Origin of the sequence: Candidatus Thiothrix sulfatifontis, from assembly GCA_022828425.1 — a bacterium.
Classification (GTDB): Bacteria; Pseudomonadota; Gammaproteobacteria; order Thiotrichales; family Thiotrichaceae; genus Thiothrix; species Thiothrix sulfatifontis.
The window spans coordinates 3,327,145-3,349,596 of record CP094685.1 but is presented as its reverse complement, the minus strand read 5'-3'; the positions used below and the strand labels follow the sequence as shown (position 1 = coordinate 3,349,596).

Annotated in this window: 28 protein-coding genes, 1 other RNA gene and 1 pseudogene; 24 read left to right on the top strand and 6 right to left on the bottom strand. The window is 50.1% G+C overall.

Annotation, left to right across the window (positions count from 1 at the left end; translation table 11 throughout):
* Entirely contained in the window at nucleotides 1–768 is a 768-nt protein-coding gene (locus L3K52_16750) for a hypothetical protein (GenBank protein UOG91813.1), read from the bottom strand.
* Between the two features lie 164 nt (nucleotides 769–932).
* On the opposite strand from L3K52_16750, the gene L3K52_16745 reads away from it, so the two are divergent.
* On the top strand, nucleotides 933–2,153 hold the full coding sequence (locus L3K52_16745) for a DUF1015 domain-containing protein (protein ID UOG91812.1): 1,221 nt from the start codon (nucleotides 933–935) through the stop codon (nucleotides 2,151–2,153).
* 78 nt (nucleotides 2,154–2,231) lie between these two features.
* A complete protein-coding gene (locus tag L3K52_16740; protein UOG91811.1) occupies nucleotides 2,232–3,020 on the top strand; it encodes a hypothetical protein in 789 nt (262 codons plus the stop codon).
* Here L3K52_16740 and lepB read toward each other — a convergent pair.
* Nucleotides 3,017–3,514: a signal peptidase I gene (lepB, locus tag L3K52_16735; protein UOG94030.1), complete on the bottom strand. Its 498-nt coding sequence runs from the start codon at nucleotides 3,512–3,514 to the stop codon at nucleotides 3,017–3,019. The two genes, L3K52_16740 and lepB, sit on opposite strands and share 4 nt — an antisense overlap.
* A 327-nt stretch (nucleotides 3,515–3,841) precedes the next feature.
* Nucleotides 3,842–3,916: pseudogene (locus L3K52_16730) on the bottom strand (hypothetical protein).
* 114 nt (nucleotides 3,917–4,030) lie between these two features.
* Between L3K52_16730 and L3K52_16725 the strand changes: the two are divergent.
* From L3K52_16725 to mnmC, 4 genes are all read left to right on the top strand, one after another.
* Nucleotides 4,031–4,300, top strand: a complete 270-nt coding sequence (locus tag L3K52_16725) for a hypothetical protein (GenBank protein UOG91810.1) — start codon at nucleotides 4,031–4,033, stop codon at nucleotides 4,298–4,300.
* Nucleotides 4,278–4,709 (top strand): PIN domain-containing protein, encoded by a 432-nt coding sequence (locus L3K52_16720; protein ID UOG91809.1) that lies wholly within the window; start codon nucleotides 4,278–4,280, stop codon nucleotides 4,707–4,709. Before L3K52_16725 ends, L3K52_16720 begins: the two co-directional genes overlap by 23 nt.
* Nucleotides 4,710–4,894: 185 nt before the next feature.
* Complete coding sequence (locus L3K52_16715; protein ID UOG91808.1) at nucleotides 4,895–5,329, top strand: hypothetical protein; 435 nt, start codon at nucleotides 4,895–4,897, stop codon at nucleotides 5,327–5,329.
* A gap of 114 nt (nucleotides 5,330–5,443) precedes the next feature.
* Nucleotides 5,444–7,051: an FAD-dependent 5-carboxymethylaminomethyl-2-thiouridine(34) oxidoreductase MnmC gene (gene mnmC / locus L3K52_16710; GenBank protein ID UOG91807.1), complete on the top strand. Its 1,608-nt coding sequence runs from the start codon at nucleotides 5,444–5,446 to the stop codon at nucleotides 7,049–7,051.
* Here the strand turns inward: mnmC and L3K52_16705 are convergent.
* On the bottom strand, nucleotides 7,048–7,374 hold the full coding sequence (locus tag L3K52_16705) for a hypothetical protein (protein ID UOG91806.1): 327 nt from the start codon (nucleotides 7,372–7,374) through the stop codon (nucleotides 7,048–7,050). The genes mnmC and L3K52_16705 overlap by 4 nt on opposite strands.
* Before the next feature lie 260 nt (nucleotides 7,375–7,634).
* On the opposite strand from L3K52_16705, the gene L3K52_16700 reads away from it, so the two are divergent.
* From L3K52_16700 to L3K52_16680, 5 genes are all read left to right on the top strand, one after another.
* Complete coding sequence (locus L3K52_16700; GenBank protein UOG91805.1) at nucleotides 7,635–8,288, top strand: c-type cytochrome; 654 nt, start codon at nucleotides 7,635–7,637, stop codon at nucleotides 8,286–8,288.
* Between the two features lie 418 nt (nucleotides 8,289–8,706).
* Nucleotides 8,707–9,071: a transfer-messenger RNA gene (ssrA, locus tag L3K52_16695) on the top strand.
* 164 nt (nucleotides 9,072–9,235) lie between these two features.
* Nucleotides 9,236–10,450, top strand: coding sequence for an integrase arm-type DNA-binding domain-containing protein (locus L3K52_16690; protein ID UOG91804.1), 1,215 nt, complete (start codon nucleotides 9,236–9,238; stop codon nucleotides 10,448–10,450).
* 426 nt (nucleotides 10,451–10,876) lie between these two features.
* A complete protein-coding gene (locus tag L3K52_16685; protein UOG91803.1) occupies nucleotides 10,877–11,167 on the top strand; it encodes a DUF6516 family protein in 291 nt (96 codons plus the stop codon).
* The gene (locus L3K52_16680) at nucleotides 11,164–11,538 is read left to right on the top strand and encodes a transcriptional regulator (protein ID UOG91802.1); all 375 of its coding nucleotides are present in this window, start codon (nucleotides 11,164–11,166) and stop codon (nucleotides 11,536–11,538) included. The genes L3K52_16685 and L3K52_16680 overlap by 4 nt, the downstream gene beginning before the upstream one ends.
* 135 nt (nucleotides 11,539–11,673) lie before the next feature.
* Here the strand turns inward: L3K52_16680 and L3K52_16675 are convergent, their stop codons facing one another.
* Nucleotides 11,674–12,348: a hypothetical protein gene (locus tag L3K52_16675; GenBank protein UOG91801.1), complete on the bottom strand. Its 675-nt coding sequence runs from the start codon at nucleotides 12,346–12,348 to the stop codon at nucleotides 11,674–11,676.
* A gap of 363 nt (nucleotides 12,349–12,711) precedes the next feature.
* Here L3K52_16675 and L3K52_16670 point away from each other — a divergent pair, with 363 nt between their 5' ends.
* The 4 genes from L3K52_16670 (at nucleotide 12,712) to L3K52_16655 (ending at nucleotide 14,296) form a co-directional block, all read left to right on the top strand.
* Nucleotides 12,712–12,891: a hypothetical protein gene (locus L3K52_16670; GenBank protein UOG91800.1), complete on the top strand. Its 180-nt coding sequence runs from the start codon at nucleotides 12,712–12,714 to the stop codon at nucleotides 12,889–12,891.
* 1 nt (nucleotide 12,892) lies between these two features.
* Nucleotides 12,893–13,192, top strand: coding sequence for a hypothetical protein (locus L3K52_16665; protein UOG91799.1), 300 nt, complete (start codon nucleotides 12,893–12,895; stop codon nucleotides 13,190–13,192).
* Nucleotides 13,179–13,541, top strand: a complete 363-nt coding sequence (locus L3K52_16660) for a hypothetical protein (protein UOG91798.1) — start codon at nucleotides 13,179–13,181, stop codon at nucleotides 13,539–13,541. The genes L3K52_16665 and L3K52_16660 overlap by 14 nt, the downstream gene beginning before the upstream one ends.
* Nucleotides 13,542–13,714: 173 nt before the next feature.
* Entirely contained in the window at nucleotides 13,715–14,296 is a 582-nt protein-coding gene (locus L3K52_16655; protein UOG91797.1) for a hypothetical protein, read from the top strand.
* Between the two features lie 271 nt (nucleotides 14,297–14,567).
* Here L3K52_16655 and L3K52_16650 read toward each other — a convergent pair whose 3' ends face one another.
* Nucleotides 14,568–14,777 carry an Arc family DNA-binding protein gene (locus L3K52_16650; GenBank protein UOG91796.1) on the bottom strand — a complete coding sequence of 70 codons (210 nt, stop codon included), beginning with the start codon at nucleotides 14,775–14,777 and terminating at the stop codon, nucleotides 14,568–14,570.
* A 124-nt stretch (nucleotides 14,778–14,901) separates the two neighbouring features.
* Here L3K52_16650 and L3K52_16645 point away from each other — a divergent pair, with 124 nt between their 5' ends.
* From L3K52_16645 to L3K52_16605, 9 genes are all read left to right on the top strand, one after another.
* The gene (locus L3K52_16645) at nucleotides 14,902–15,075 is read left to right on the top strand and encodes an Arc family DNA-binding protein (GenBank protein UOG91795.1); all 174 of its coding nucleotides are present in this window, start codon (nucleotides 14,902–14,904) and stop codon (nucleotides 15,073–15,075) included.
* A 103-nt stretch (nucleotides 15,076–15,178) separates the two neighbouring features.
* A complete protein-coding gene (locus tag L3K52_16640) occupies nucleotides 15,179–15,634 on the top strand; it encodes a hypothetical protein (protein UOG91794.1) in 456 nt (151 codons plus the stop codon).
* Nucleotides 15,631–16,020: a hypothetical protein gene (locus L3K52_16635; GenBank protein UOG91793.1), complete on the top strand. Its 390-nt coding sequence runs from the start codon at nucleotides 15,631–15,633 to the stop codon at nucleotides 16,018–16,020. The genes L3K52_16640 and L3K52_16635 overlap by 4 nt, the downstream gene beginning before the upstream one ends.
* Entirely contained in the window at nucleotides 16,017–16,304 is a 288-nt protein-coding gene (locus tag L3K52_16630) for a hypothetical protein (protein UOG91792.1), read from the top strand. Before L3K52_16635 ends, L3K52_16630 begins: the two co-directional genes overlap by 4 nt.
* A 13-nt stretch (nucleotides 16,305–16,317) precedes the next feature.
* A complete protein-coding gene (locus L3K52_16625; protein UOG91791.1) occupies nucleotides 16,318–18,036 on the top strand; it encodes a hypothetical protein in 1,719 nt (572 codons plus the stop codon).
* A 61-nt stretch (nucleotides 18,037–18,097) separates the two neighbouring features.
* Nucleotides 18,098–18,298 (top strand): helix-turn-helix domain-containing protein, encoded by a 201-nt coding sequence (locus L3K52_16620; protein UOG91790.1) that lies wholly within the window; start codon nucleotides 18,098–18,100, stop codon nucleotides 18,296–18,298.
* Between the two features lie 87 nt (nucleotides 18,299–18,385).
* Nucleotides 18,386–19,426, top strand: a complete 1,041-nt coding sequence (locus tag L3K52_16615; GenBank protein ID UOG91789.1) for a hypothetical protein — start codon at nucleotides 18,386–18,388, stop codon at nucleotides 19,424–19,426.
* On the top strand, nucleotides 19,423–21,369 hold the full coding sequence (locus tag L3K52_16610) for a DUF927 domain-containing protein (protein ID UOG91788.1): 1,947 nt from the start codon (nucleotides 19,423–19,425) through the stop codon (nucleotides 21,367–21,369). The genes L3K52_16615 and L3K52_16610 overlap by 4 nt, the downstream gene beginning before the upstream one ends.
* Before the next feature lie 686 nt (nucleotides 21,370–22,055).
* Complete coding sequence (locus L3K52_16605; GenBank protein ID UOG91787.1) at nucleotides 22,056–22,430, top strand: Arm DNA-binding domain-containing protein; 375 nt, start codon at nucleotides 22,056–22,058, stop codon at nucleotides 22,428–22,430.
* The last annotated feature ends 22 nt before the right edge of the window (nucleotides 22,431–22,452 follow it).

Here is a 22,452-nt window from a genome sequence, read left to right as displayed (position 1 = left end):
TTACGATCGGCTGGCGGCAATGTCCCGCAAGGTTGGTACGGCAAGCCCCGCAGTATCCGCAATCTGTATGGCACGTTGCAAGCGTGCGGGAGCGCTGCGCCCCATGCAGGGGTGTTCCGGGTCGCCAGCAAAGGCGACCAACATGGCTTGTAACAGTTCCGCATGATCCAAGGTTTTGCCCGTTAAGTATTGTTGCAGGGCGTGTACATCGTGCGCCAAGGCTTCAACCAAGGCAGGATGTTGCGCCCAGAGTGTGCTTACTGTTCCGCCAACACGTAGCCCCGCAATGTTGCTGACCAGAATATAGTAGTTTTTGCGCACCAGCTCGAATAATAATTCCGCGTGATCATGCACCAGATAATGGGGAATATCCAGCGCATTCAGACTGGCGGCTAATAATGCAGCATTATGCCCGTACACGGGAGAGGGAACGACGATTTTAACGGTTTGCCCACGCTTTTTTTCAAACCAAACCGAAATCACGGTGGGGTCAATCAACCCATGCTGTTCCCAGTCTGGCGGTAATAATTCGTTTTGGAGCAGGGCTACCCGCGTTTTCCAAATGTCTGGGAGTTGTGCCAAAGTGGGGTGCAAGTCGGCTTCGCCCACGGCAACGATGACTAGCGCGGGTTCGGGAATTTGCGCGGCTTCTGCTGACATTGGCATACTGCGGGTGATCGGGTAAACCGGATGCCCTAGGCGCAAGAAACCGTGTGCCAGCACTGCACCGATTTCGCCGATTCCAATAATGACAATAGGTTGTTTCACCCTGCGCTCCTTAATCCACTCAATGTATCCGCTAAGTGGCTGAGTCTAGCCAACCTGATGCAGCGCCTCAAGTGAAATGACGGTAACGTTGCGATTGCATAGCCGCCACTGGCAATGACCGTTATAATGCGGCGATCTTTTAGCGTTGTAGGAAATGTTCCAACATGAATCTGATTTCGCCATTTAAAGGCTTGCGCCCCGCACCGGGTCGTGCCGCTGAAGTGATTGCCCCGCCGTATGATGTGTTGAATTCTGCGGAAGCGCGGGAGCGGGCAGCGGGCAAACCCTGGAGTTTTTTGCATGTCTCCAAGCCGGAAATTGATTTGCCGGAAGATACCGACCCGTATAGCCCCGCCGTGTATGCCAAAGCTGCTGAAAATCTGGCGCGTATTATCGACGCGGGTTTGTTGGTGCGCGATGAGCAGCCGTGTTATTACGCTTACCGTTTGATTATGGATGGGCATTCGCAAACCGGCTTGGTCGCGGGGGCTTCGGTGGCGGATTACGATACCAACCGGATTCGTAAACACGAATTCACCCGCCCGGTGAAAGAAGATGATCGGGTACGCCAGATTGATGCGGTGAATGCGCAAACCGGGCCGGTATTGCTGGCCTACCCGGATACGCCGGTGGTGGATGCGATTCTGGCGGCGGCTTCGCAGGCTGAGCCAGCGTTGGATGTGACCGCTGATGATGGCATTCAACACACGCTGTGGGTGATTGACGATGCGGCGAGCATTGCGCAATTGACTGCCGCGTTTAATGCGATGCCCGCGATCTACATTGCCGATGGGCATCACCGTTCGGCGGCAGCGTCGCGGATCGCGAAGATGCGCAATAATCAGCAAGGGTCTGATTTTTTCCTCTCGGTGATTTTCCCGGCGCATGAAATGAAAATCTTTGACTACAATCGCGTGATTAAGGATTTGTACGGGCTTGACCCCACGCAATTCTTGGCGGCGGTTGAAGAACATTTCGCGCTAGAGCCTTCCGCCACGCCGGTTAAGCCGAATGCACCCGGTATTTTTGGGATGTACATGGATGGGCAGTGGTTCAAACTGACCTTGAATCCTGAACTGATGCCGAATGATGACCCGGTAGCGCGTTTGGATGTGAGCCGTTTGGCGCGTTATTTGATCGAACCGATTTTGGGCATTAGTGACCCGCGTCGTGATGACCGCATTGATTTTGTGGGCGGAATTCGCGGTTTGGCGGGCTTGGAAAAGCGCGTGGATAGCGGTGAAATGACCGTCGCATTCTCACTTTACGCCACCAGTATGCAAGACCTGATGGCGGTGGCGGATAACAACGATGTGATGCCGCCGAAGTCCACTTGGTTTGAGCCGAAACTGGCAGATGGCGTGGTGTCTTACTTGCTGGACTAAGCTGAGGCTTGACAGAGTGGGCTAAATTTGCCCGCTCTGTTGCTTGTGTGTATCAGTATCCACTTATATACTTGTGGCATGAAACATACTAACACCAAGAGCAAACCGGCTCACCACGTGAACGTTGGACTGGATGTCTTCGGTAATGCCATCCCTGAAATAAAATCTGCACAGGTGGAGGGGACGGGTAAAGCCATCGCACTGCGCATTGTGAAACGCCATGACACGGTGCTGAAGCCTAGCCCGAAACGGGTACGCGCGGCGACGCGGGTAAAAAAATCCACATCCAAAGCCTTGAGCGCTGTTACCCCCAATTTGTTAGAACGCTTAGTGCCTTGGTGGACGCAAGCCAAGCCAGCGCTTGAACACCCGCCAGCGGTCGATGGCGTAAGCGAACGTTTGGAACACGCTTTTAAGCGCTTGCACCACGAATTCAACGAACGTGAGCAACAACTCGAAGCCAAAATGCACGAGTTGCAGCACGCGCAGCAAACCTTGGCAGCGACCAAAACCAAACGCCAAGTCTGGTTAGTGCCGATGATTGTGGTGGCGGGGGCGGCAGGTGGCTATATGATGTACATCATGAGCAGTATGCAAGCCTCGATGCTCACCATGTCGGGCAATATCAACACCATGAACGGTCACATTGGTACGATGGCAACCGACACGCAAACCATGGCGTACAGCACCCAGTCGATGAACCAGTCCATGTATTACATGAATAATAATGTCGCGTACATGAGCGGCAATGTGGCGCAAATGAACCAAAAAGTGGGCACATTGGCGCAAGCTGCCGTGCCGATGGGGGAAGCTGCTGCTACGGTCAGCCCGTTTATGAATATGTTTAAGTCCTTCATGCCGTTTTAATGCAGCGCTGTGCCGATGCGTTCCCAGCGTATCGTGTTGCCTTCGGCTGAAAACCAGATTTGCCGTGCTTTGCCGACCACATCCTGCAAGGGGACTGTGCCAAAAAAGCGTGAATCGTTGCTATCCGTGCGATTATCCCCCATCACGAACACTTGCCCGTGCGGAACTGTTAGATCCGTTTGGGGCAGTTGCGCCTGCTGATTATTCCAGAAAACTTGCCAGGTGCGTTCACCGCTGGTTTCGGTGACGAGTAAACCGTGTGCGCTCGTGGTAGTTTGTTGGCGCAGGGATTTGCCGTTGATGGCAACATCCGCGCCTTTGATTTTCACCTTATCCCCCGGTAGCCCGATAATGCGTTTGATGAAATAGGTATTGCGGCTGTCGGGGTAGATGAAAATGGCAATGTCGCCGCGTTGTACGGCGTGCGTTGCGCCGATGCGGTTGTAGCGTTTGTCGGCAAACAACAGGTCATATTTCAGCACAGTGGGATTCATGCTGTTCGAGGGAACGAGGAACCGTTCGACGTAGCGTTGTTGCACGTAATCACTGAGCAGGGGCAGGGCGATTAGGCTGCACACCACCCACACCAAGCCATATACGCCTGCGCTTTGCCAGCTTTTGAGGGTGTATTCACGCTGGCGGCGAGCGCTGCGGAAAGCCTGTGTAATGCTGTAAAGCCAGAGTATTAGGAGCGAAAATACCCCGATGATGAGCGCGGGCAGTGTCCAACTGATGGGCAGGTATAGTCCGACGACCACAATCCCCAACACACTTAGCAGCCCGAAACCTAGCAACAACCAGACGGTTTTGTGCCATTCGCCGTTATAAAGCTGCCCTAAGCCGGGTAATAGCAGGGATAAGAGTGCGGCGAGGAGGGGTTTGTAGGGGATTTGCATGGGGGATTCCTGTTTTGTTGGGGTGAGTGTAGATGGTGTTAGCGTGAGAGCTGTGGATTTTTGCATAGACGGTCTGTATGATTTGAGTATGACTTGTCATACGAGGATCAAATCATGAGAATTAATGCACGACTGGATGATAGCTACGAAGAAAAATTTCACCTTATCCAACAAGTGGAGCAAAAGAATCGTTCTGAGATTTTGAAGGATGCACTTGATCACTATTTTTCTATGAAATTCAAGCAGCAAGAGCAGACAGTATGGGAACAGAACCAGAAACTGTTGAAACGCTTGGGAGGCATCATCTCGTCTACGGAAGATGGCTCGATCAATTACAAAAAATACGTTGCTGGGTATTTGAATGAAAAATTCAGTAATCGCTGATACGGGATTTTGGTATGCCCTGATCGACAAAAAAGACAAGTACCACGAGTTAGCAACGCACTATTTGGCTAATTGCCAGGAGCGTTTAATAACGACATGGCCTGTGGTGACGGAAACTAGCTATATGTTGTTGAGTCGTCATAGTGTTGAAGTCGCCAGTGACTTTCTGGAAATGGGGGCGGAGGGTATGTTCAAAATCCATGATTTGACCGTGGGACATTTACAGCAGTCTGCTGTTTTAATGTTGAAATATAAGAATTTGCCGATGGATTTGGCGGATGCTTCGCTGGTGATTTTGGCGGAAGAGTTGGGTCATGGGCGCATCCTGTCGGTTGATCAGCGCGACTTCAATACCTACCGCTGGAAGAGTCAAAAACCTTTCACTAACTTGTTGTTTCCTCATGGCTGATGTCCCAACGTTTTTGGGGATGAACCGTTGTCCTGACCAGATTGTTAAACCGCCAAACCACAAGGCAATAAAATCCAATTCCTTCGCACTTACGTATCCTTCTGTGATGAGCAAGTTGCAGGTATGTGAATGCCGCGCTTGACTCCCTGTTTCCCCGTTACAATCACAATATGTGGAGAATGAAGATGAAGACGAAATTTATTGCTTTGGCTTTTACCACCGCGCTGATGGCTTCTAGCATTGCCTTTGCTATGGATCACAAAGAAATGAGCATGGGCGATCTGTCGGTTTCGGCCAAAGATCAGGATACATCCGGCGGCACGGTAACGGCTGACAAAATCATGGCAGCGGCGAATGGCTGGCTGGTCGTGCACCGTACTGATGCTGAGATGAAGCCAGGCCCCGTCATTGCGTATGCTCCCTTGAAAAAAGGTGAAAACAACGAAGTGAGCGCAATCCTGACCGAACCCGTCGCAAAAGGCGACAAGTTGATGTTTATGTTGCACGGTGAAGAGGGTGGCATGAAAACGGGCATATTTGAATACACGCTTGGAGCCAAGGAGGATGGCCCGGTGAAAGTTGATGGCAAACTGGTCATGACCGTCATTAACGCCGAATAATCCTATTGCTTTCAGCGTTGGCGGGGCTGCTTACCCCGCCAATACTGCGGTCAAGCTTGCCGTTCTTGTGCATAATGCAGCAATCCAAACCTTAACCGCCATGACATTGCCGCTATGCAAGAATTACCCCCCACCGCCAGCGAACGACTCCTGCAAGATAACCAACTCCCGCAGCGTTGGCAGGGCAAATCCCAATTCACCATCGCCGCCACCCGCTTCGGCACCGGCGTAGACTTCCTCACCACTTGGCAAGCATGGCAAGCCGACCCGCAACATTGCGCCCGCCTGCATTTCATTGCCATCGAACCGCACCCCCTTCAACCCGCGACCTTGCGTGAGTTATTGGCAAATTACGCGGAATTGCAACCCTTAGCCGCTGAACTTATCGCTCATTACCCCCCGCTGCTCGACGGATTCCACCGCCTGACGTTCGCCCAAGGCCGCCTCACCCTTACCCTGTGCTTCATGGCTGTGCCAACTGCCCTCGCCGAACTCGTCGCCCGCGTTGATGTCTGGTATTCGCCTGAACACCTTAACCCCGCGCTGGAACCCTGGTATGCCTTGCCAGCACCTTCCCCCGTCACACATGCCAACGTCATCGGCGGCGGCATCGCAGGTTGCCAAATCGCGCACGCGCTGGCGCAACGCGGCTGGCAAGTCACCTTGTACGAACGCCACGCCCGCCTTGCGACGGAAGCATCCGGCAACCGTGCAGGCGTGCTTATCCCGAAAATGACAGCAGAAGCAGGCTGGGGTGAAACCTTTTACCGCCAAGCGTTCTTATTTGCCGTGCAGCAAATTCGCCAACTGCAAGCAGCGGGGCAGGTGATCGACTGGGCGCAATGCGGCGCGTTGCAACTGGCACACGAGCCGCGTGAAGCCGCCCGTCAGCAAGCGCTTCGGGCGCGTGAATTGCCTGCCGATTTCATCCAGATTCTCGATCAGGCAGAGGCTTCCGCCGTAGCGGGAATTCCGTTACCGAGCGGCGCGAGTTATTTCCCGCAAGCAGGTTGGCTGAATCCTGCGAGTTTGTGTGCGGCGTTGGTGGCGCACCCCAATATCGAAGTGCGCCCGCTGACAGATGCGAGCGTTTTGCCGGTGGATGGTGTGACGATTATTGCCAGCGGACGCGAGGCGGATCGGTTTGCCGCGAGTCAGTTTCTGCCCTTTATGCCGGTATTGGGGCAAACCAGCGTGGCGACCGCTTCGGCGTTTAGCCAGCAACTGAAGACAACCTTGGGTCACGAAGGCTATTTAACCCCAGCGTTGGCGGGGCAACACATTTTCGGCGCAACCTTTGTGCGTAATAGGCGCGAACCCACGCTGGATGCTGCCGCCGATACCGTGAATCACCAGCAATTGGCGCAATACCTACCCGATTTTGCCGCCTCATTCGGCACGGTGAAGTCCAGTCACGCGGCAATTCGCATGACAACGCCGGATCGCTATCCGGTGGTGGGGGCGCTGCCGGATGTCGCATTTTTCCAGCAAGCCTACGCCGAATTGCGGCATGGTCGCGCAAATCAGCCGTTTCCACTGGCGCATTATCAGCCGGGTGTGTGGATAGCGGCGGGTTTTGGTTCGCGTGGGCTTACCACCAGCGGTTTGTGTGCGGAATTGCTGGCGGCGTTGATCGTGGGGGAACCGTTGCCGATGCAGGCGACGTTGTATCGCCATCTGCATCCGGCACGGTTTCTGATTCGTCAGCTTAAGCGCGGTTAGGGGGTAGTGGGCTGGGCGACGTGTTGCGGGGGGCGCAATTTGTCGATTTCAGTGTCGAGCGCTTGATTGCTGGCGTTGCCTTGGGTGAGGGTTTGTTGCAGGCGGGTATTTTCTTGCTCCAAGGCTTGTACTTGCTGCACCACGTGTTGCAGGGATTCGCGCATTTTGTCGTAGCGGGTGCGTTCGTCCGGGGTCAGCTTTGCCAATTCCTCCGGCGTCAGTTCGGGGGCGCTGAAGGGGGATTCGGCGGGTGGCTCAGCCGCTACTGCTGGAGCAGGCGCAAATTTTTGAGGCGCAGTGGCGGCGGGCGTCAAGTAAAGCATAACGCTTCCAACCATCAGCATCAGAGAAGCCATTACACCAATAGCAGTAATCGGGTTTTTAGTGGGCATAATAAAGGTAACGCGCTGGAAAAATTCATGAGCATAGTTCGCTGACGCGTGATACTCAAGCCAGAAAACGTTTTTGGGCGTACTTAATTGACATCGCTATGGGTGTCCATTAGGATACTTTCCGATTGAAATTTATTCCATAATAATGCACTTCAAAGTCTTAACACGACATACCCAGGAGATAGTTAGTCATGAAAAAAATCACCATCAGTATTTCTGCTTTGTTTTTAGCGCTAGGCGTGTTGAGCGGCTGCGGCGAGAAAAAAGAAGAAGCACCTAAAGCAGAAGCACCTGCTGCTGAGCAGAAGCCTGTTGAACAAGCAGCGCAGCAAGCCGCGCCAGCAGCAGAACCGGCAATGGCTACACCGATGGCAGCAATGACCGATGCGGCTAAAGCAGCAGGCGATGCGGTTTCACAAGCGGCGGATGCAACTACCCAAGCAGTCGGTGATACTGCTAAAGCAGCAGGCGATGTGGCAAGCCAAGCGGCAGACGCAACCACGCAAGCAGCCGGTGATGCAGCCAAGGCAGTCAGCGATACCGCCACTCAAGCAGTCGATGCAACCACTCAAGCCGCAACTAGCGCTGTAGCAGCCGTGGGCGCGGTTGATGGCGAGAAAGTCTACAAAGGGTTGTGCTTCAGTTGCCATGACATGGGCATTGCAGGTTCACCTAAATTAGGTGATAAAGCGGCCTGGGCACCACGCATTGCAACAGGTATGGATGCTCTGTATGCTTCTTCCATCAATGGTAAGGGCGCAATGCCAGCAAAAGGTGGAAACCAGACGCTGTCTGATGCAGAAGTGAAAGCCAGCGTTGATTGGATGGTTGCACAAGCAAAGTAATGCCGGATTTGTATTTGCTTTAATGTAGTAGAAAAGCCCCAGCACGGGGCTTTTTTATGCGCGGTGTAATGCCTAACTGATGGGGTATGCCATCATTAAATTGATCATTGCCAATGAGATTAATATCAAAATAAATTTGTATTCAATATCCATAACGATACATCCAATTGTTTTTATTGATTAATGGCGTGTTTGTAGTGCAGTAATAGGTGCATTACTTTTCTCTGTCAGAGCTGAATATTGTAAAACTAGATTAATTAATAAACGCTTAATAATTGTTTTTTTGTGTCCGTTATCGCCACATTTTCCTTTGGTTGTTTGCCGTTGATCGGCTGAATCCGAGTTATTTTGCAGAACCGCATGACACGTGCGGCACCAAACCGTATAATCAGTAGTCCAGCAACTTTTGCGGAACTACGGGGGCGACTTGGCTTCGACGTGGATCACAAAGTCTGGGGAGCATGTAGTGGGTGTGGTGACCACTTAAATCCTAGTCACAAACAATAGTCGCAAACGACGACTCTTACGCTCTCGCCGCTTAATAACCGGTAGTTAGCTGTCTGATCGCTACTGTGCTTATGCAGTACGAATATTCAGGCATCATCCAATCATAAGATCGTGCGGGAGGCTTGCCCAAGGCCAAACCACTAAACAGTATTGGGACAGCCTGTGAGCAGCCTGTCAGTTGGCGGCAATCGGGTTAAACAAACGACTGACTAAACATGTAGTAGCCTTCAGATGGAGGGTTTGCGGACGCGGGTTCAATTCCCGCCGCCTCCACCAATTTACTGTTTCATGCAGTCTCATGGAGTATTAAAACCCCTTACAGGCGGCAATCTGTAAGGGGTTTTTTGTTGCATGGCGTCTTATCCCGTGTCATGACATCGCACACTTTTGGGGGTATCTTGGGGGGTATCTTCCAAACTCAGAAAAGCGATACCCCTTTTATGAAACGCAGCTTGAACGACACCGCAGTTAAGAACGCCAAGCCCAAAGACAAAGAATACAAATTGAGCGATGGGGGAGGGCTGTACTTACTGGTTAAGCCCAACGGGTCTAAGTTGTGGCGTTACAAGTACAAGCTACCCAAAGAGAAAGTTCTAGCCATTGGCAGTTATCCAGAAATCAGCCTGAAGGATGCACGGTTACTGCACGAAGAGGCGCGGGCATTGTGGGCGCGTGGTGTTGACCCATCACAACACAAGCAAGCCACCAAGGGCGCAAAGCTGGCAGAGTCGGCTAATACCTTTCAGGCAATCGCGACAGAATGGCTTGTGAAGTTCACCGCAGACCAAGCACCAGAACACACCGACCGGCAGAAACGGCGGCTAGAACGTCACGTTTTCCCGTGGATAGGCGGGCGCATCATTGGGGAAATTGAACCACCGGATATTTTAGCCGTGCTAAGGCGTATCGAAGCCGCTGGAACGCTGGAAACTGCCCACAGGGTGAAAACCATCATCGGGCAAGTATTCCGCTATGCGGTGGCAACAGGTCGGGCGGTACGTGACCAAACCGCAGACCTGAAAGGCGCACTGCCACCCGCAAAAGGCAACCACTTTGCAGCGATCACAGACCCGAAGGAAATAGGGGCATTGTTGCGGGCTATGGCTGGCTACCGTGGGGCGATTGAAACCCGTATAGCTTTGCAATTGTCGGCTTACCTGTTCACCCGACCGGGCGAACTCAGACAAATGGAATGGGCAGAGATAGAAGGGGATGTTTGGACAATCCCAGCGGAAAAGATGAAGGCAGGGCGTGTGCATGTAGTGCCATTGTGCAAACAGGCATTAGCTTTGCTGGAAGAAATGCGACCGCTAACAGGTAAACGGCGCTATGTGTTCCCGTCCCGCACGGATACCAAAAAACCCATGAGCGCTAATACAGTGAGGTCGGCACTGGTACGGCTAGGCTATGAAAGCGACACCATGACCGCACACGGATTTAGGGCGCTTGCCAGTACCCGGCTGTATGAGATGGGCTTTCACTCAGAACTGATTGAACGGCAGTTAGCCCACACGGTAGGGAATGAGGTTCGCAGGGCTTACGACCGATCACAGCACCTAGACCAACGTACCGCCATGATGCAGCAATGGGCGGACTACCTCGACAGCTTGCGGGATGGGGCGCAAGTCATACCGATACGACGGGCAACCAGTTAGCCAAGCTACTGCACACCACCACAGAGAGCCGCACACGTTGCGGTTTTTTTATGTCTGTATTTCATGGGGTTAGCTGAAAAAAGGTGTAACAGAACGGGGGGCATGAGGGCAGGGCAAGCCTTGAAAAAATATTATTTTCTGAGGGGGTCTCTATATCTCTGAAAAACTGTCTTTTTGTCTTGTAGTAGTTAGTAGTTTATATATATATCTATAATTCAATTGCTTACAAAAAACAAAAGGGAGATTTCACAAGACAAAACGCTTTTTTCATTTTGTCTTGTTCTGTCTTATTTGTCTTATTTTGTCTTGCACCTAGGCAGTGTTGGTGTAACAGAACGAAGGGCGGGCAGGGCAGCAAGCAGCACCTAGTAGCGGCTAACCTTTGCGCCTATGCACCCACACCAAAGCGTTGGTATACTTGCCAACATGGAAAAAGCAGTGTTGATTTACAAGCGGCGGCGTGAATTTGCGGACGGCGCAATTATTGAGGGCGTGGCGTGGTCATTGCCCCAAGCCGTTATGGGTTCTAGCCACCTGTACAAATACCGCTTGTTTTATGGTTATCCGGGGCAACGTGTTATCGGTTACGACAACGAACGCGGCAAGGGCGACCATAAGCACTATTACGACACCGAAACGCCTTACACCTTCACCACACCGGAACAGGTATGGCGGGATTTTGTAACTGACATCCTCACAGAGAGGGGCAAGCCATGAGATACGCAATTATTCGCATTGAACCCAACCTAGAAGCCGATTTGCTGGAAATGGGCGCGGCTTTCGTGGATGCACTGGAAACCGGCAGTTATCAGGGTGAGGTATTCACCTTTGAAACGCCTATGGGATTGTTTCAGGCGATTACCCCCAAGCGCTGGGAACTGCTGGACAGGCTGCAAGGCAAAGCGGCGGTGAGTATCCGCGAACTTGCTAAGCAATTGGGGCGGGATGTGAAGAACGTTCACACGGATGTAAGCAGGCTTTTGGAAATTGGCTTGTTGGAACGTGACGAAGCAGGGCGGGTATTTTCCCCCTTTGCGGAAATCAGGACAGAATTCACCTTGAAGGGTGAGAACAAAGCGGCGGCTTGAAATCTGTAACAACAATCAAAACCCGATCAAGAAAACCACCACCAAAGAGCCGGGCAAGTTCCCGGCTTTTTTGTGTTTGGCAGATGTGAAAAAGCCCACCGTGGCGGGCGGGCTTGTTGCAAGGTGATAACAGAATTATTGGTATGGAATGTTTGAGATCCGTGGCGGGTTAGCAATCTTAGCAAGAATATCGCGGTGTGTTTTTGCCTTCCCGGTCTTGCTGCAAAGGCTATCCAGTTCTTCCCGTAACGTTTCGATTTTTGGTAACAGTGCTGAAAACTCGGCATCCTTCAGCGCCAATGCCTGCAAATGCAGGGATTTTTCAGCGGATTGCGTCATGCGTTCCCATACGCCTCTTTCAAGCAATAAGGTCGCTTCACCTTCATTCATGGCGCTAATCTGCTTTTGCTTGGTGTGCAGTTCTACCAATAATTCACGTTCAATCGCTTCATACTGGTTAATCGTTTCGGTATCACCAAAGGTTACAGCTTTCACGTAGTCGGGGTTAGGTTGCTGCATGGTGGCTTCAATTGCTTCACAACGTTGCTTCAGCACCGTGCGACGTTGGCGCAAGTCGTTAATGTGCATGGTCATCTTGTCGCCTTCTGATGTGCAGTAAGCGACATCATCAACACCCAAGTTCAGATTTTCAAACTCACCCATCAAGCCGTTAAAGCTTGCCCATGCCTTGCGTTCTAACATCACTCCCTCAGAGGTTTTGCCCTTGCCCTTAGCTGTTTCAACATCACGACGGCTGATAATGGCTTGTTCAAAAATGGTTGTAATGTGTTTCATGTTGGCGTTTGCCATGTTGCGTACTCCAAAACTGGATTTTCATTAAACACCCCCCTTTTGCGCACAACACCACGCCCGCCGGAAAATAAAAGTGCAGAGAAAAAACCCGTGAAAACCGCGTTTTTCTTGGCTTTTAGCAAGGCTGGCGTGTAGCAATGTTACAAAACGCTACAAAAATGCTTAGGGAGTCTGTTTGCCTGCCGTTCAGCAAAACCTGCACAAGACAGCGGACATAGCAAGAAATTAACGGAAAACTCACCCACAAGCTTTACTAAGGATTTTGCACAAGCCCAAAACAAAAACGCCACCGAAGACAGCGCACATAGCACAAGGCAACATAAAACCGTACCGACTAACAACACAAGGACAACAAGCAACATGATTGAAAAACGTTTGAGCTTGCAGCGCGTTTGCCAGCGTACCGGATTCAGCCGGGCGGTAATCTTGTCACAAGCGGGCTTGCCTTTTTTGGAGGTTGAATACAAAGGCAAGAAGGTGAGGCGCTACCGTGAAAGCGACGTAACCCATTTTATTGAACGACACCTGAAAGGTAATTGACATGGCATCTACAAACCGTTTTGGCGTAAGCCTGACAGAACTTCAATCATTACGGGATGATATGGAGAAATACCACAATCAACTTGAAGCTTCAGGAACATTGTGGAAAGAGGCATTCAAACTGCAAGAGCTAGAGTTTGAAATTGAAGTGATGGAGAAATCAATCAACAAAGCGTTTGATTTTGTAATTGAGAATGCCAGCACTACCAATCCGCGCATTTTGTCTGAATTTAAACGCAATAAAGCCGAATTCAATTCACTGGTGCGTAGTGGGCGGATTCACCCCGATGAATACATGTGAACCAGACCCGGAACGGGTTCTTATTGTCGTGGAGACTGCCCACTGTTCACCAGAACGGGCAGAACTCACCATTCAAGCACTGGATAAGCACGACCTAGCGCAGCAAGCCCACCGCACCACACCCACCACCACCGATAGCAGCGGTTATGCCAGCTTTGACGAACTGCTTTCACCGGGCGCGGCGGCATTGGTTGCGGCTGGTTATGGCGGCAATGAGGCGGCATTCATCCTGCAAACGCTATTCAACGGGCTGGCAGTGGAACACGGCGGTAAGCGGCTGTATCTGCCAAAACCAGAACGGCTATTGAGGAAGTTTGAAACCGTCCAGTTCTTCAACGCTAACAGGTAGCACCCACACCACCCGCAACGGGCGGGCGTGAACCTTAACAACCTATTGCAAATTCCCCCGACTTGGTTCTACCTTCCACCAAGTCGGGAACAAAAAAAAGGGGAAAGTTAGCGGCTTTCCCCTTTTGCGTATTCCCGTTTGGATGTTCTGACAATCTGACAGGAAACAAGAGTATGGACACGAAGTTGCATAGGTGCAATATCCAGTTCTGTGGAAGGTACAAGAGTGTGTTGTATCAGGTAGAAAATCGTTCTTTGTATGGTTATCCAGAGATTCAGTTAATAACTGAAGAACAAGTTAACGCTTTCCTTATCAGGATTGCTGAGGACATAACCGAAGAATTATCAGAGGTGAGATATTCATTAACGCTGGTTGAATTGCTGGAGAATAATGAATGTTATATCCATGTTTTTCCTTTTGATTGTAGGCATAACGATAAGCCTTGCAACAGAAAGCGGATTGCAAGCGTAAATCTTACGTTTTGGGTAAGTGTTCTTGGTACGTTCATTCTTGTGAATCATGACACCCCGTCTTGCATCCAGCTTTGGCGATGGGCTAAGGCTGGACACCGAGAACAGCGATGGACAGAGAAAGCCTTAGAAAGCTGGAATATCCGCATGGAAGGCAAAATGTTGCTATTTGGAGAATCCAACAAGACCACTTATACGGCATACAGAAAGCTCTTTGAACGTCATATCAACACTAAGCCGCTGAACACAGAAGAAGCTCTAAACGCTAAAAGGCTAAAAGGATAAGAAAATAAAAATGCGACATTTAAGGCTATTAGGTGTTTGATTTTTAGATTCTGATATTTTACAAAGTGCGACATTTAGCAACATATCATTATGATAATTAAAGATTTACCTTTCAATCTGATATTTTTTCGTGTTAAAAATGCTCTATTGAACTCACCAACAACCCACCCATAAAAAAAGCCACCGGGCTTAGGAGTGGCTTTTCTGCTTAATTTTTATGATCAATAGGAGTCCATTGTATGGGCTACAGCAACGCTTTGCCTAAAAAACCCTACTTACCCGCTTTGGTGAGAGCTTCATCAATTATCTGGCGTAGTTCATCGACGGTTATGCATAGCCTGCCTTCCTGCCTGATGCTTTGTTCAAGACGCACAATAATTTCAGCATTCAGTGAACGCCTGTTCTGTTCTGCCAGCTTCTCTATTTGTTCCTTGACTTCGGGCGGCATCCGAAGACCAAACGGCGGTATTTGCTTATTCATAGTATGAAGTTTACCCGCTTACTTATTGAATTCTCAATGACTACAAATAGAAGCTATTTAGATGTTGACTTGTATAATTACCGAGAGATACCATTATGACTTCTATTTGTAGTTATTGGATGGCATGGCAATCATGGAAGCAGTGAAAAAACAAGCAAGCCCTTACCCGCTACGCATGGCAGACGATGTGAAAACGTGGTTGCAGCAACGCGCAAAGGCAAATGACAGAACCGTACATGCCGAAATTATTCGGATTTTGAAAGAAGCAAGGGAGGAAGAACAAAGACACGCGGCGTAAGCCATAACGAACAAACCCCGCATGAAGCGGGGCTTATCCGGGCTGCAAGGTGCGACCAACACCAAAACAGCCCATTTCCTGACACACTTAAGAGACTCAGAAAATGAAAGCTAATGTTATCACAACGCCTAACGGCACAAACACCATCTACCAACAGGCGCAAGCGGCTGAATTCGCCGTCAACCACCTGAAAAGCCTGATTACTGTTGCCAATGCAGCGGCATACCGTCACATGGAACAACCGGAGGGATACAGCCACAAAGTAGACATTTACGACCTTACGGCAATGCTGGAAACCCTCACCGACCAAGCGGAAAAGCTCGAAACCATGCTGTCTACCCTGACAGCAAGCACTTACAGCCTAGACAAACCCGCCACCCCTTCCCCTGCTGGCAGTGAGGCACAAGCCCTGCTCAATCTGCTGCTGAACATGCTGAAGCTATGGCGGCGTGACGAAGTGAGCGGTAACGAGTTTGAAGAATGGCTCGAACAGTCCGTTTCTCTTGCATCAAGCCTCGCTTTGAATTCTGTAACAGAAATCAAAGGCGGTGCTGTATGAGCGACATAAACACCCTTCTACGTGAAATCCACTCACGCGCTGACAGTCTGGCGATCTTCGCCCAACACGCGGCGGCGCTGGATAGCACTGTATCCACCCGCAAAAGCGACACCGTACAAACCGTCTTGTATAGCCTCTCAGTGCTGCAAACCCTGCACACCGATTTACTCACCCTCCTGAAACAGGAAAAAGCAGAAAAAACCGAAAGTTACACCGACCTAAACGGCGAAATCGTGCAGGTAGACATGCTCGATTGGCTGGAAGATGGCTACTACACCGACGACGAAGGCGACCGTATGCCCTGCTCCCGTTATTGCATTGGTGATGACGACGGCGACGGAATAAGCGTGTGGCTGAATGAAGATATGGTGGAGGTAGAGGCATGAGCAACCAAATCGCAATCATGAGCGCTCTTCACTTCATCCAAACCCGTGATTATTCCGTGCTGTATTTTTGGGTAACGACGGCGGCGGCCTTCGGATTCACCCTCTTCTACATTTGGAACCTGAAGGCCGGTTTCAACCCATCCAACGCACTGGCAAGCACACCCGCACTGATTCACGTAGCGGCTTCTATCGGTATTTCCCTGCTCATGTTCGGAATGCCGAAGAACTCACTGCTACGGATTGGCGCGTTGTTTTCAATGCTGGCACTGGCGAATTTAGGATAAGGGGGAAATCATTATGTCATTACAAAAAGGTTACGCGCTGCATTCTCAAATCAGCGAATCATTGAACGACTTAAACACCACTGAAAACGAATTCAGGCTCACCAGCTATGGGCAGAAGTTTTTAACGGTAGCGACCACCCTAATTTATTACAGCTTTACCTCTGTGATTTTTGCGGGTGTCAGCGTGTGGGCTTTCCAGCAATATGTTTTCGATAACGGCGCGAATGTTAACGGCTTGATTTACACCATAGCGTTAGTCGTTTCTGCCCCTATCGGGCTGGCATTGATTAAGCACACCAACTTTAAGGCAATGGCACACGCTCACAGCCTACGTGAGTTCGGCATACGCGCCTTAATCGTGCTGGCAGTGCTTAGCGGCCTCTGGTACGAAGGAATCAGCAGTTCCAGCAACATGCAGGAAAAGGCGTTTCATGCTGTTGAAAATAGCAAATCAGGCAACGCTATCTTGAATAGTGGCGTGGTGGTCTCTAGCGGCGGCAATACAGCATTATCTGATGCTGAATTTAAGCTAGTTAGTTGCCAACGCAAACTAAAGGAAGGTTCTGTTAAAGATTGTTCCAATAGTGAAGCGCGTGTTGCTTCATTGAAAGAGCAAGCCGCGTTAGATCGTGCTTCTATCAATGATGCGAACATAAAAGCAATTACGGTTAAGCAAGAGGCATTAAGCAAAGAACGCGACGAACACGCTTTACCAGCGGCTAAATCATTTGCTGAAATGCTTAACGCATCATTGGCAACTGGAACGATGGTGGTGGTACTGCTTTCAAGTCTTTTCTTTGAATTGATTCACCTGAGTAGTATTTTCAGCGAACGTTCTTACCTGCAAAGAAAAGCCGCATTACTGGCAAGCCTTTCCGCGTTGAAAAATGAGTATTTCCGACTGATTGGCAAGACCTACTCACCCGATGATTTTAAGGATGATCGAGTAATTGATTTATCGAAGGATGAATTAAATACACAAAACTCCGCTAATACAATGTCTTTAGAAATGGCGATTGAAAAAGTCAAATCAGACATTGATAGTGGGAAATCATCAACAGACCTAACATTGATATGTGAGCGCCTATCATCTTATGTGTTAGGTCATCACAGGTCGCCACAATTGTTTTTAGATGCGGCTAAGCAAATACTCGCTGAATATAAATCTGAGGTTTTTGAAATCAGAACTAAGGGTATTCCCTATTCTGACAATAAAACGGGATTTGGATTTGTTCCACAAACGGCGGCGCGTTTCAAATGGATGGACTCAGAGATTGAATTGCCAACGAAACCAGAAAGGACGTTCGGGTTTATCCAATCAGGTCAGGTTGCTAAAGATCGTGAAACCTCATTGCTGGAAGAAAACCGCAGGAAATACCCGCAAGAAATCGTGATGCCGATGACCAAGCGCCCTACCCCAAACGATTATGGTGCAGTACCGCGTAAGGACTTACAGACCTCTGTAATTACAGACACCCCACACCTACAGACCTCTGTAATACAGACCTCTGTAGACGCTTACGGCAAGGCTGAGAGCGCGGCGGCGGGAACTGTCATTGATTGCCCAAATTGCGGCAAGTCATTCAAGAAAGTGAATCGGTTTCACATTTTTTGCAGCCACTCCAGAAAGAAGCGGGAAGACGGCGGGAATTGCTCGGATGAATTCCATAACAAGCTGAATCCTGAAAGAGCGGAAGTGCTGAAAGCGAAACATCGGAGACGTAAAGCTTAAACCCAACAGGGCAGGGGATTAATACCCCTCTGCCCATTTTTAACTAGCAAAAGAGTGTTATATGAATGAAATGCAGACAGTAAAAGAAGTGGCGGTTTTATTTAAACTGTCAACCTCCTCAATCTGGCGACTGTCAAAAGAGGGAAAGTTACCTAAACCCATTAAAGTCGGATTGAATTCGACTCGCTGGAAACAATCCGAATTAGCAGAATTCATTGAAAAGATGAATAAACCAGATTCGACTAGTCCAGAAACCCCATAAACGAAAATCCCCCATTGGTCACGACACCGCAGGGGGAAAGGAATAAAACACATGCAAGAGTATAGCATAAATCTAGGTCAGCAGACGATGACCTACACCATTTTTAACAGTCTGCATAATCCACAAGGGCAGCAATTCACCGCGCAATGGTCGGATATTTGTCGAATGCTGCAAAATGCCACCACATACCCCGATAAGGCAAGCCAACCCCTAATTAAACTCGGCACATTTGAGAATGATTCACGCGGGGCAGGGCATGGCTTAACCAATATTAGCGGAATCGAAATTGATTATGACGCGGGCAACGTGACTGCACACAGCGCGGCTAAGTTGTTGCGTCAAGCAGGTATTGAATGCGTAGTATGCAGCACCTACACCAGCTCACCCGATTGCCCAAAATGGCGCGTATTCGCCCCTACAAGCCGCACATTGCCAGCGGAATTGCGACCTTACTTAGTGTCGGCATTGGATGGCGTATTAGGCAATATTGCAGCGCGGGAAAGTTACACCCCAAAACAGACTTTCTTTTATGGGCGCAACCCTGAAAGCGCTTATGTGTTTTTCCATGTAGCAGGTCAAGCGGTTGATGTGATTCTCAAAGACACTGCCAACACATTCTATAAGGCTGACAAACGCGAAAAGGCAGCACGCGAACAATTAGCCACGGCTAGGGCTGTACACATTGAAACCCAACGCACCCAACGCCAAGGCGGGCGACTCATAGAAGGGCAGGTTTCCCCGATCACCGCGTTTAACGATGCGCACGACGTGCGGGCAATCCTCACCGCTCACGGATACCGGGCCACTGGTAGCAAGTTTGTTGCCCCCGCATCTTCCAGCGGTATGGCTGGCGTGGTGATCCTGCAAGGTGATGACAGCAGAGAGCGGGCATTCTCCCACCACAGCAATGACCCGATAGCCGACGGGCTGGCACATGATGCGTTTGACCTGTTTTGCATCCTCGACCACGGCGGCGACGAATGGGCAGCACTCCCAGCAGCGGCTAAGTTACTCACCACCACCAAGGGCGAAAGCCTGCACTCACACAATCGCAACGCTTACCGCCAACACCGCGCAAGTGATCGGGCAAAAGCCGCACTCGCTAAACTTAAGGGAGTATCGGCATGACTACTGCAACCCAAAGCAACCCAGTGATTGAGTTACTGGCAGAACTCGACACCCAAGCGCAAACCATCACACTGGCAACCTATCAAGATTTTTTGCACACAGTCGCCTTACTGGTAGTCGATGGCACAATTGACCAAATCCAGCGGGAAACCATCATTAAAGCACTCGCTAACAATGGTCACGATCTTGGAGGCAAACGCCTAATCACCACCGCTTTGACCGCAGCCGAAAAGCAGATTAAACGCGATATGGCAACGCCACCGGCTGACATGGTGCAAGGCGGGCGGGGCATGTACTACCTTAAGGACGGCTGGCTTTTTCGCTCAACAGAGAAGGGCGATTATAAGGTATGCACGGGAATCGAAGTGCTAGGGCGTACCCGCAACACAGAACAAAGCGGCTGGGGTAAGTTGCTGCAATGGCAGGATGGCGACGGCAAAACCCATACGTGGGCTATGCCAATGCGCCTAATGAGTGGCGACGGTAACGAAGTCATGGGCGCTTTGTTAGATCGTGGGCTTGTGGTGGCTGGCGGTGCAAATATGTATGCAGTCGATTACCTGCAAATGTGTGACTCTGAGCGGCGCTTAACGTGTGTTGAAAAAACCGGATGGTATGACGGGCGCGTATTCGTAACCCCTGCAAAATCGCACGGTGATGACGACGACAGTATTATTTATCAAGGCGCAATAAAGGGCAGTGACCAAAAGTCGAAAGGTACGCTCGACGGCTGGCGCGACGAAGTGGCAAGCCTTGCCGTTGGCAACAGTCGCTTAACGTTTGCAATCAGCAGCGCTTTCGCACCGGCATTGCTCGACATTGCCCGCAACATTGGGGCAGGTGGCTTTCATTTTGCGGGCAGTTCCAAGGATGGCAAAACCCTTGCTCTACGTGCTGGTGCGTCTGTTTGGGGTTATCACCAAGACGTTAAACAGCAATGGCGGGGTACGATCAACGGCATTGAAACCTTGGCAGCGCGGCATAATGACGGCTGGCTTTTTCTCGATGAAATTGCAATGGCATCAGCGCACGAAGTGGAACGCATCATCTACATGCTGGCGGAAGGTAAAGACAAGGCAAAACAGACCCGCACCAGTGAGCTAAAGGCGCGTAATCTCTGGAATATGTTGTGGTTCTCCACTGGTGAAGTAACCGCAGCGGAACACATCACCACCAAGGGCGGAACGCCACCGGCTGGAATTGAATTACGTCAAGCCGATATTCCAGCGGATGCAGGGAAGGGGCTTAAATCGTATGACACGATTCACGATTACCCGGATGTGAACGCCTTCAATACCGCCATCGGCGCAGGCATTGAAAACCATTATGGAACAGCGGGGCAAGAGTGGTTAGCCATGCTGGTGGCGCAACGTGATGAACTGAATACCCGTGTCCCGGAAATGCTCGAAACCATTGCATCTGAGATTGTGGGCGGTGCGTTTAGTCCACAAACGCGGGATGTGCTTTACCGGTGCGCACTGGTGGCAGTAGCGGGCGAACTGGCGACAGAATACCACTTGACCGGCTGGAAGCAGGGCGACGCTACCGCAGCGGCAAAGCGCATATTCACCGATTGGCTAACCGCTTTCGGCGGTGATGATTCCAGCCGCGAACAACGCCAGATAGTGCAAGCGGTGCGCGGTTTCCTTGAATCCAATATGGCGCGATTCCAGAACATGGCGTATGAAGTATCGAAAGAGGAATTGCAGCGCGTCAAAGATTGCATGGGCGGTGTTTACCCTGCTTATGAAGTATCACAAAAAGCGGTCTATCTGGTGTTCAACTCCCAGTTGAAAGAGCTTGCCAGAGGCTACAGCAAAAAGCAGATTCTTGGAGCACTGGAACAGGCAGGCATGATTAATACAGCGGATGATAATCGGGCGTATATCCCAGCACATGGACAAGTCAGGGTTACGCGCATCACACTGACAGAGGAGGACTAACCCCATATAGCGCAACTTTTGCACCCAACAGACCACCCTTAGCGGTGGTTTTTTTGTGCCTAAGACAAAACCCAAGACAAAACGCGCCTCACAAGACAAAATGAAAAACACGAAGACAAAATTTATCTAATTGATTTTATTATTATTTTCTCCAACAAGACAAAAAGCAGCAGAAACAAGACAAAATGAAAAAAGCGTTTTGTCTTGTAAAAATCTTTTTAAGTTATTGATATATAACAATAAAAAACCCAACAAGACAAAAAGACAGTTTTTTGGAGAAGTAGAGGGGGGGTGAGAAAAGAAATATTTTTTTCTTACCGGCAAAACGAACAGGGCAGAGGCGGCGTTTGTGTGTGTGTCGCACCTTCGTTTTTAGTTCGTGTTTTAGGGGTATCAGGGTAAACGGTTCAGGGAAATACCCCCGATAATACCCCCTTGAATGGGTGTCTCCATTGTGGTGATCGAAGGGCGGAAAATGGGGTGAAGTGCATTAAAGGGGGTATCACGGGGGGTATTGTAAAAAATTCAAACTCAATAAAGTAATAAATATCAATTGTTTACATGCTAAATTTAGTGGTCGCCGCCTCCACCAATTACCCGTTTCATGCGGTATCATGAAGTATTAAAACCCCTTACAGGCGGCAATCTGTAAGGGGTTTTTGCTTTTTAAGGGTTCTTAGGGTGTCATGACATACCATCAAATTGTTGGTATCTTTGATGGTATTACCACCCCAACAGCAGAGAGATACCAACAAATGAAAAGAAGCCTAAGCGATGCAGCAGCAAAGAACGCGAAACCCTCACCAGATGGAACGCCTAAGCGTTATACCGATGGGGGCGGGCTTTACCTTCATGTTTCCAGTGCTGGCAAGTACTGGCGTTATAACTACCGTATTAATGGAAAGCAGAAAACCCTCGCTATCGGCATTTATCCAGATACCAGCCTAAAGCAAGCCCGTGAAGCGCATCAGGGGGCGCGTGAACTGTTGGCGCGTGGTGTTGACCCATCAAGCCACAAGCAAGCCATTAAATGTGAATTAAGGGCAAACAACCAGCCATAGTGAAAGCCATTATCATACGGGA

Excerpts from the sequence above, each read along its gene's own strand:
- L3K52_16610 (UOG91788.1), top strand. The coding sequence starts at position 19,423 with ATGACTACTGCAACCCAAAGCAACCCAGTGATTGAGTTACTGGCAGAA.
- L3K52_16650 (UOG91796.1), bottom strand. The coding sequence starts at position 14,777 with ATGAATAAGCAAATACCGCCGTTTGGTCTTCGGATGCCGCCCGAAGTC.
- L3K52_16680 (UOG91802.1), top strand. The coding sequence starts at position 11,164 with ATGAGATACGCAATTATTCGCATTGAACCCAACCTAGAAGCCGATTTG.
- mnmC (UOG91807.1), top strand. The coding sequence starts at position 5,444 with ATGCAAGAATTACCCCCCACCGCCAGCGAACGACTCCTGCAAGATAAC.
- L3K52_16745 (UOG91812.1), top strand. The coding sequence starts at position 933 with ATGAATCTGATTTCGCCATTTAAAGGCTTGCGCCCCGCACCGGGTCGT.
- L3K52_16690 (UOG91804.1), top strand. The coding sequence starts at position 9,236 with ATGAAACGCAGCTTGAACGACACCGCAGTTAAGAACGCCAAGCCCAAA.
- L3K52_16720 (UOG91809.1), top strand. The coding sequence starts at position 4,278 with ATGAAAAATTCAGTAATCGCTGATACGGGATTTTGGTATGCCCTGATC.
- L3K52_16620 (UOG91790.1), top strand. The coding sequence starts at position 18,098 with ATGAATGAAATGCAGACAGTAAAAGAAGTGGCGGTTTTATTTAAACTG.
- L3K52_16640 (UOG91794.1), top strand. The coding sequence starts at position 15,179 with ATGAAAGCTAATGTTATCACAACGCCTAACGGCACAAACACCATCTAC.
- L3K52_16685 (UOG91803.1), top strand. The coding sequence starts at position 10,877 with ATGGAAAAAGCAGTGTTGATTTACAAGCGGCGGCGTGAATTTGCGGAC.
- L3K52_16615 (UOG91789.1), top strand. The coding sequence starts at position 18,386 with ATGACCTACACCATTTTTAACAGTCTGCATAATCCACAAGGGCAGCAA.
- L3K52_16725 (UOG91810.1), top strand. The coding sequence starts at position 4,031 with ATGAGAATTAATGCACGACTGGATGATAGCTACGAAGAAAAATTTCAC.
- L3K52_16670 (UOG91800.1), top strand. The coding sequence starts at position 12,712 with ATGATTGAAAAACGTTTGAGCTTGCAGCGCGTTTGCCAGCGTACCGGA.
- L3K52_16635 (UOG91793.1), top strand. The coding sequence starts at position 15,631 with ATGAGCGACATAAACACCCTTCTACGTGAAATCCACTCACGCGCTGAC.
- L3K52_16625 (UOG91791.1), top strand. The coding sequence starts at position 16,318 with ATGTCATTACAAAAAGGTTACGCGCTGCATTCTCAAATCAGCGAATCA.
- L3K52_16740 (UOG91811.1), top strand. The coding sequence starts at position 2,232 with ATGAAACATACTAACACCAAGAGCAAACCGGCTCACCACGTGAACGTT.
- L3K52_16605 (UOG91787.1), top strand. The coding sequence starts at position 22,056 with ATGACATACCATCAAATTGTTGGTATCTTTGATGGTATTACCACCCCA.
- L3K52_16645 (UOG91795.1), top strand. The coding sequence starts at position 14,902 with ATGGCAATCATGGAAGCAGTGAAAAAACAAGCAAGCCCTTACCCGCTA.
- L3K52_16630 (UOG91792.1), top strand. The coding sequence starts at position 16,017 with ATGAGCAACCAAATCGCAATCATGAGCGCTCTTCACTTCATCCAAACC.
- L3K52_16700 (UOG91805.1), top strand. The coding sequence starts at position 7,635 with ATGAAAAAAATCACCATCAGTATTTCTGCTTTGTTTTTAGCGCTAGGC.
- L3K52_16675 (UOG91801.1), bottom strand. The coding sequence starts at position 12,348 with ATGGCAAACGCCAACATGAAACACATTACAACCATTTTTGAACAAGCC.
- L3K52_16655 (UOG91797.1), top strand. The coding sequence starts at position 13,715 with ATGGACACGAAGTTGCATAGGTGCAATATCCAGTTCTGTGGAAGGTAC.
- L3K52_16705 (UOG91806.1), bottom strand. The coding sequence starts at position 7,374 with ATGCTTTACTTGACGCCCGCCGCCACTGCGCCTCAAAAATTTGCGCCT.
- lepB (UOG94030.1), bottom strand. The coding sequence starts at position 3,514 with ATGAATCCCACTGTGCTGAAATATGACCTGTTGTTTGCCGACAAACGC.
- L3K52_16660 (UOG91798.1), top strand. The coding sequence starts at position 13,179 with ATGAATACATGTGAACCAGACCCGGAACGGGTTCTTATTGTCGTGGAG.
- L3K52_16715 (UOG91808.1), top strand. The coding sequence starts at position 4,895 with ATGAAGACGAAATTTATTGCTTTGGCTTTTACCACCGCGCTGATGGCT.
- L3K52_16665 (UOG91799.1), top strand. The coding sequence starts at position 12,893 with ATGGCATCTACAAACCGTTTTGGCGTAAGCCTGACAGAACTTCAATCA.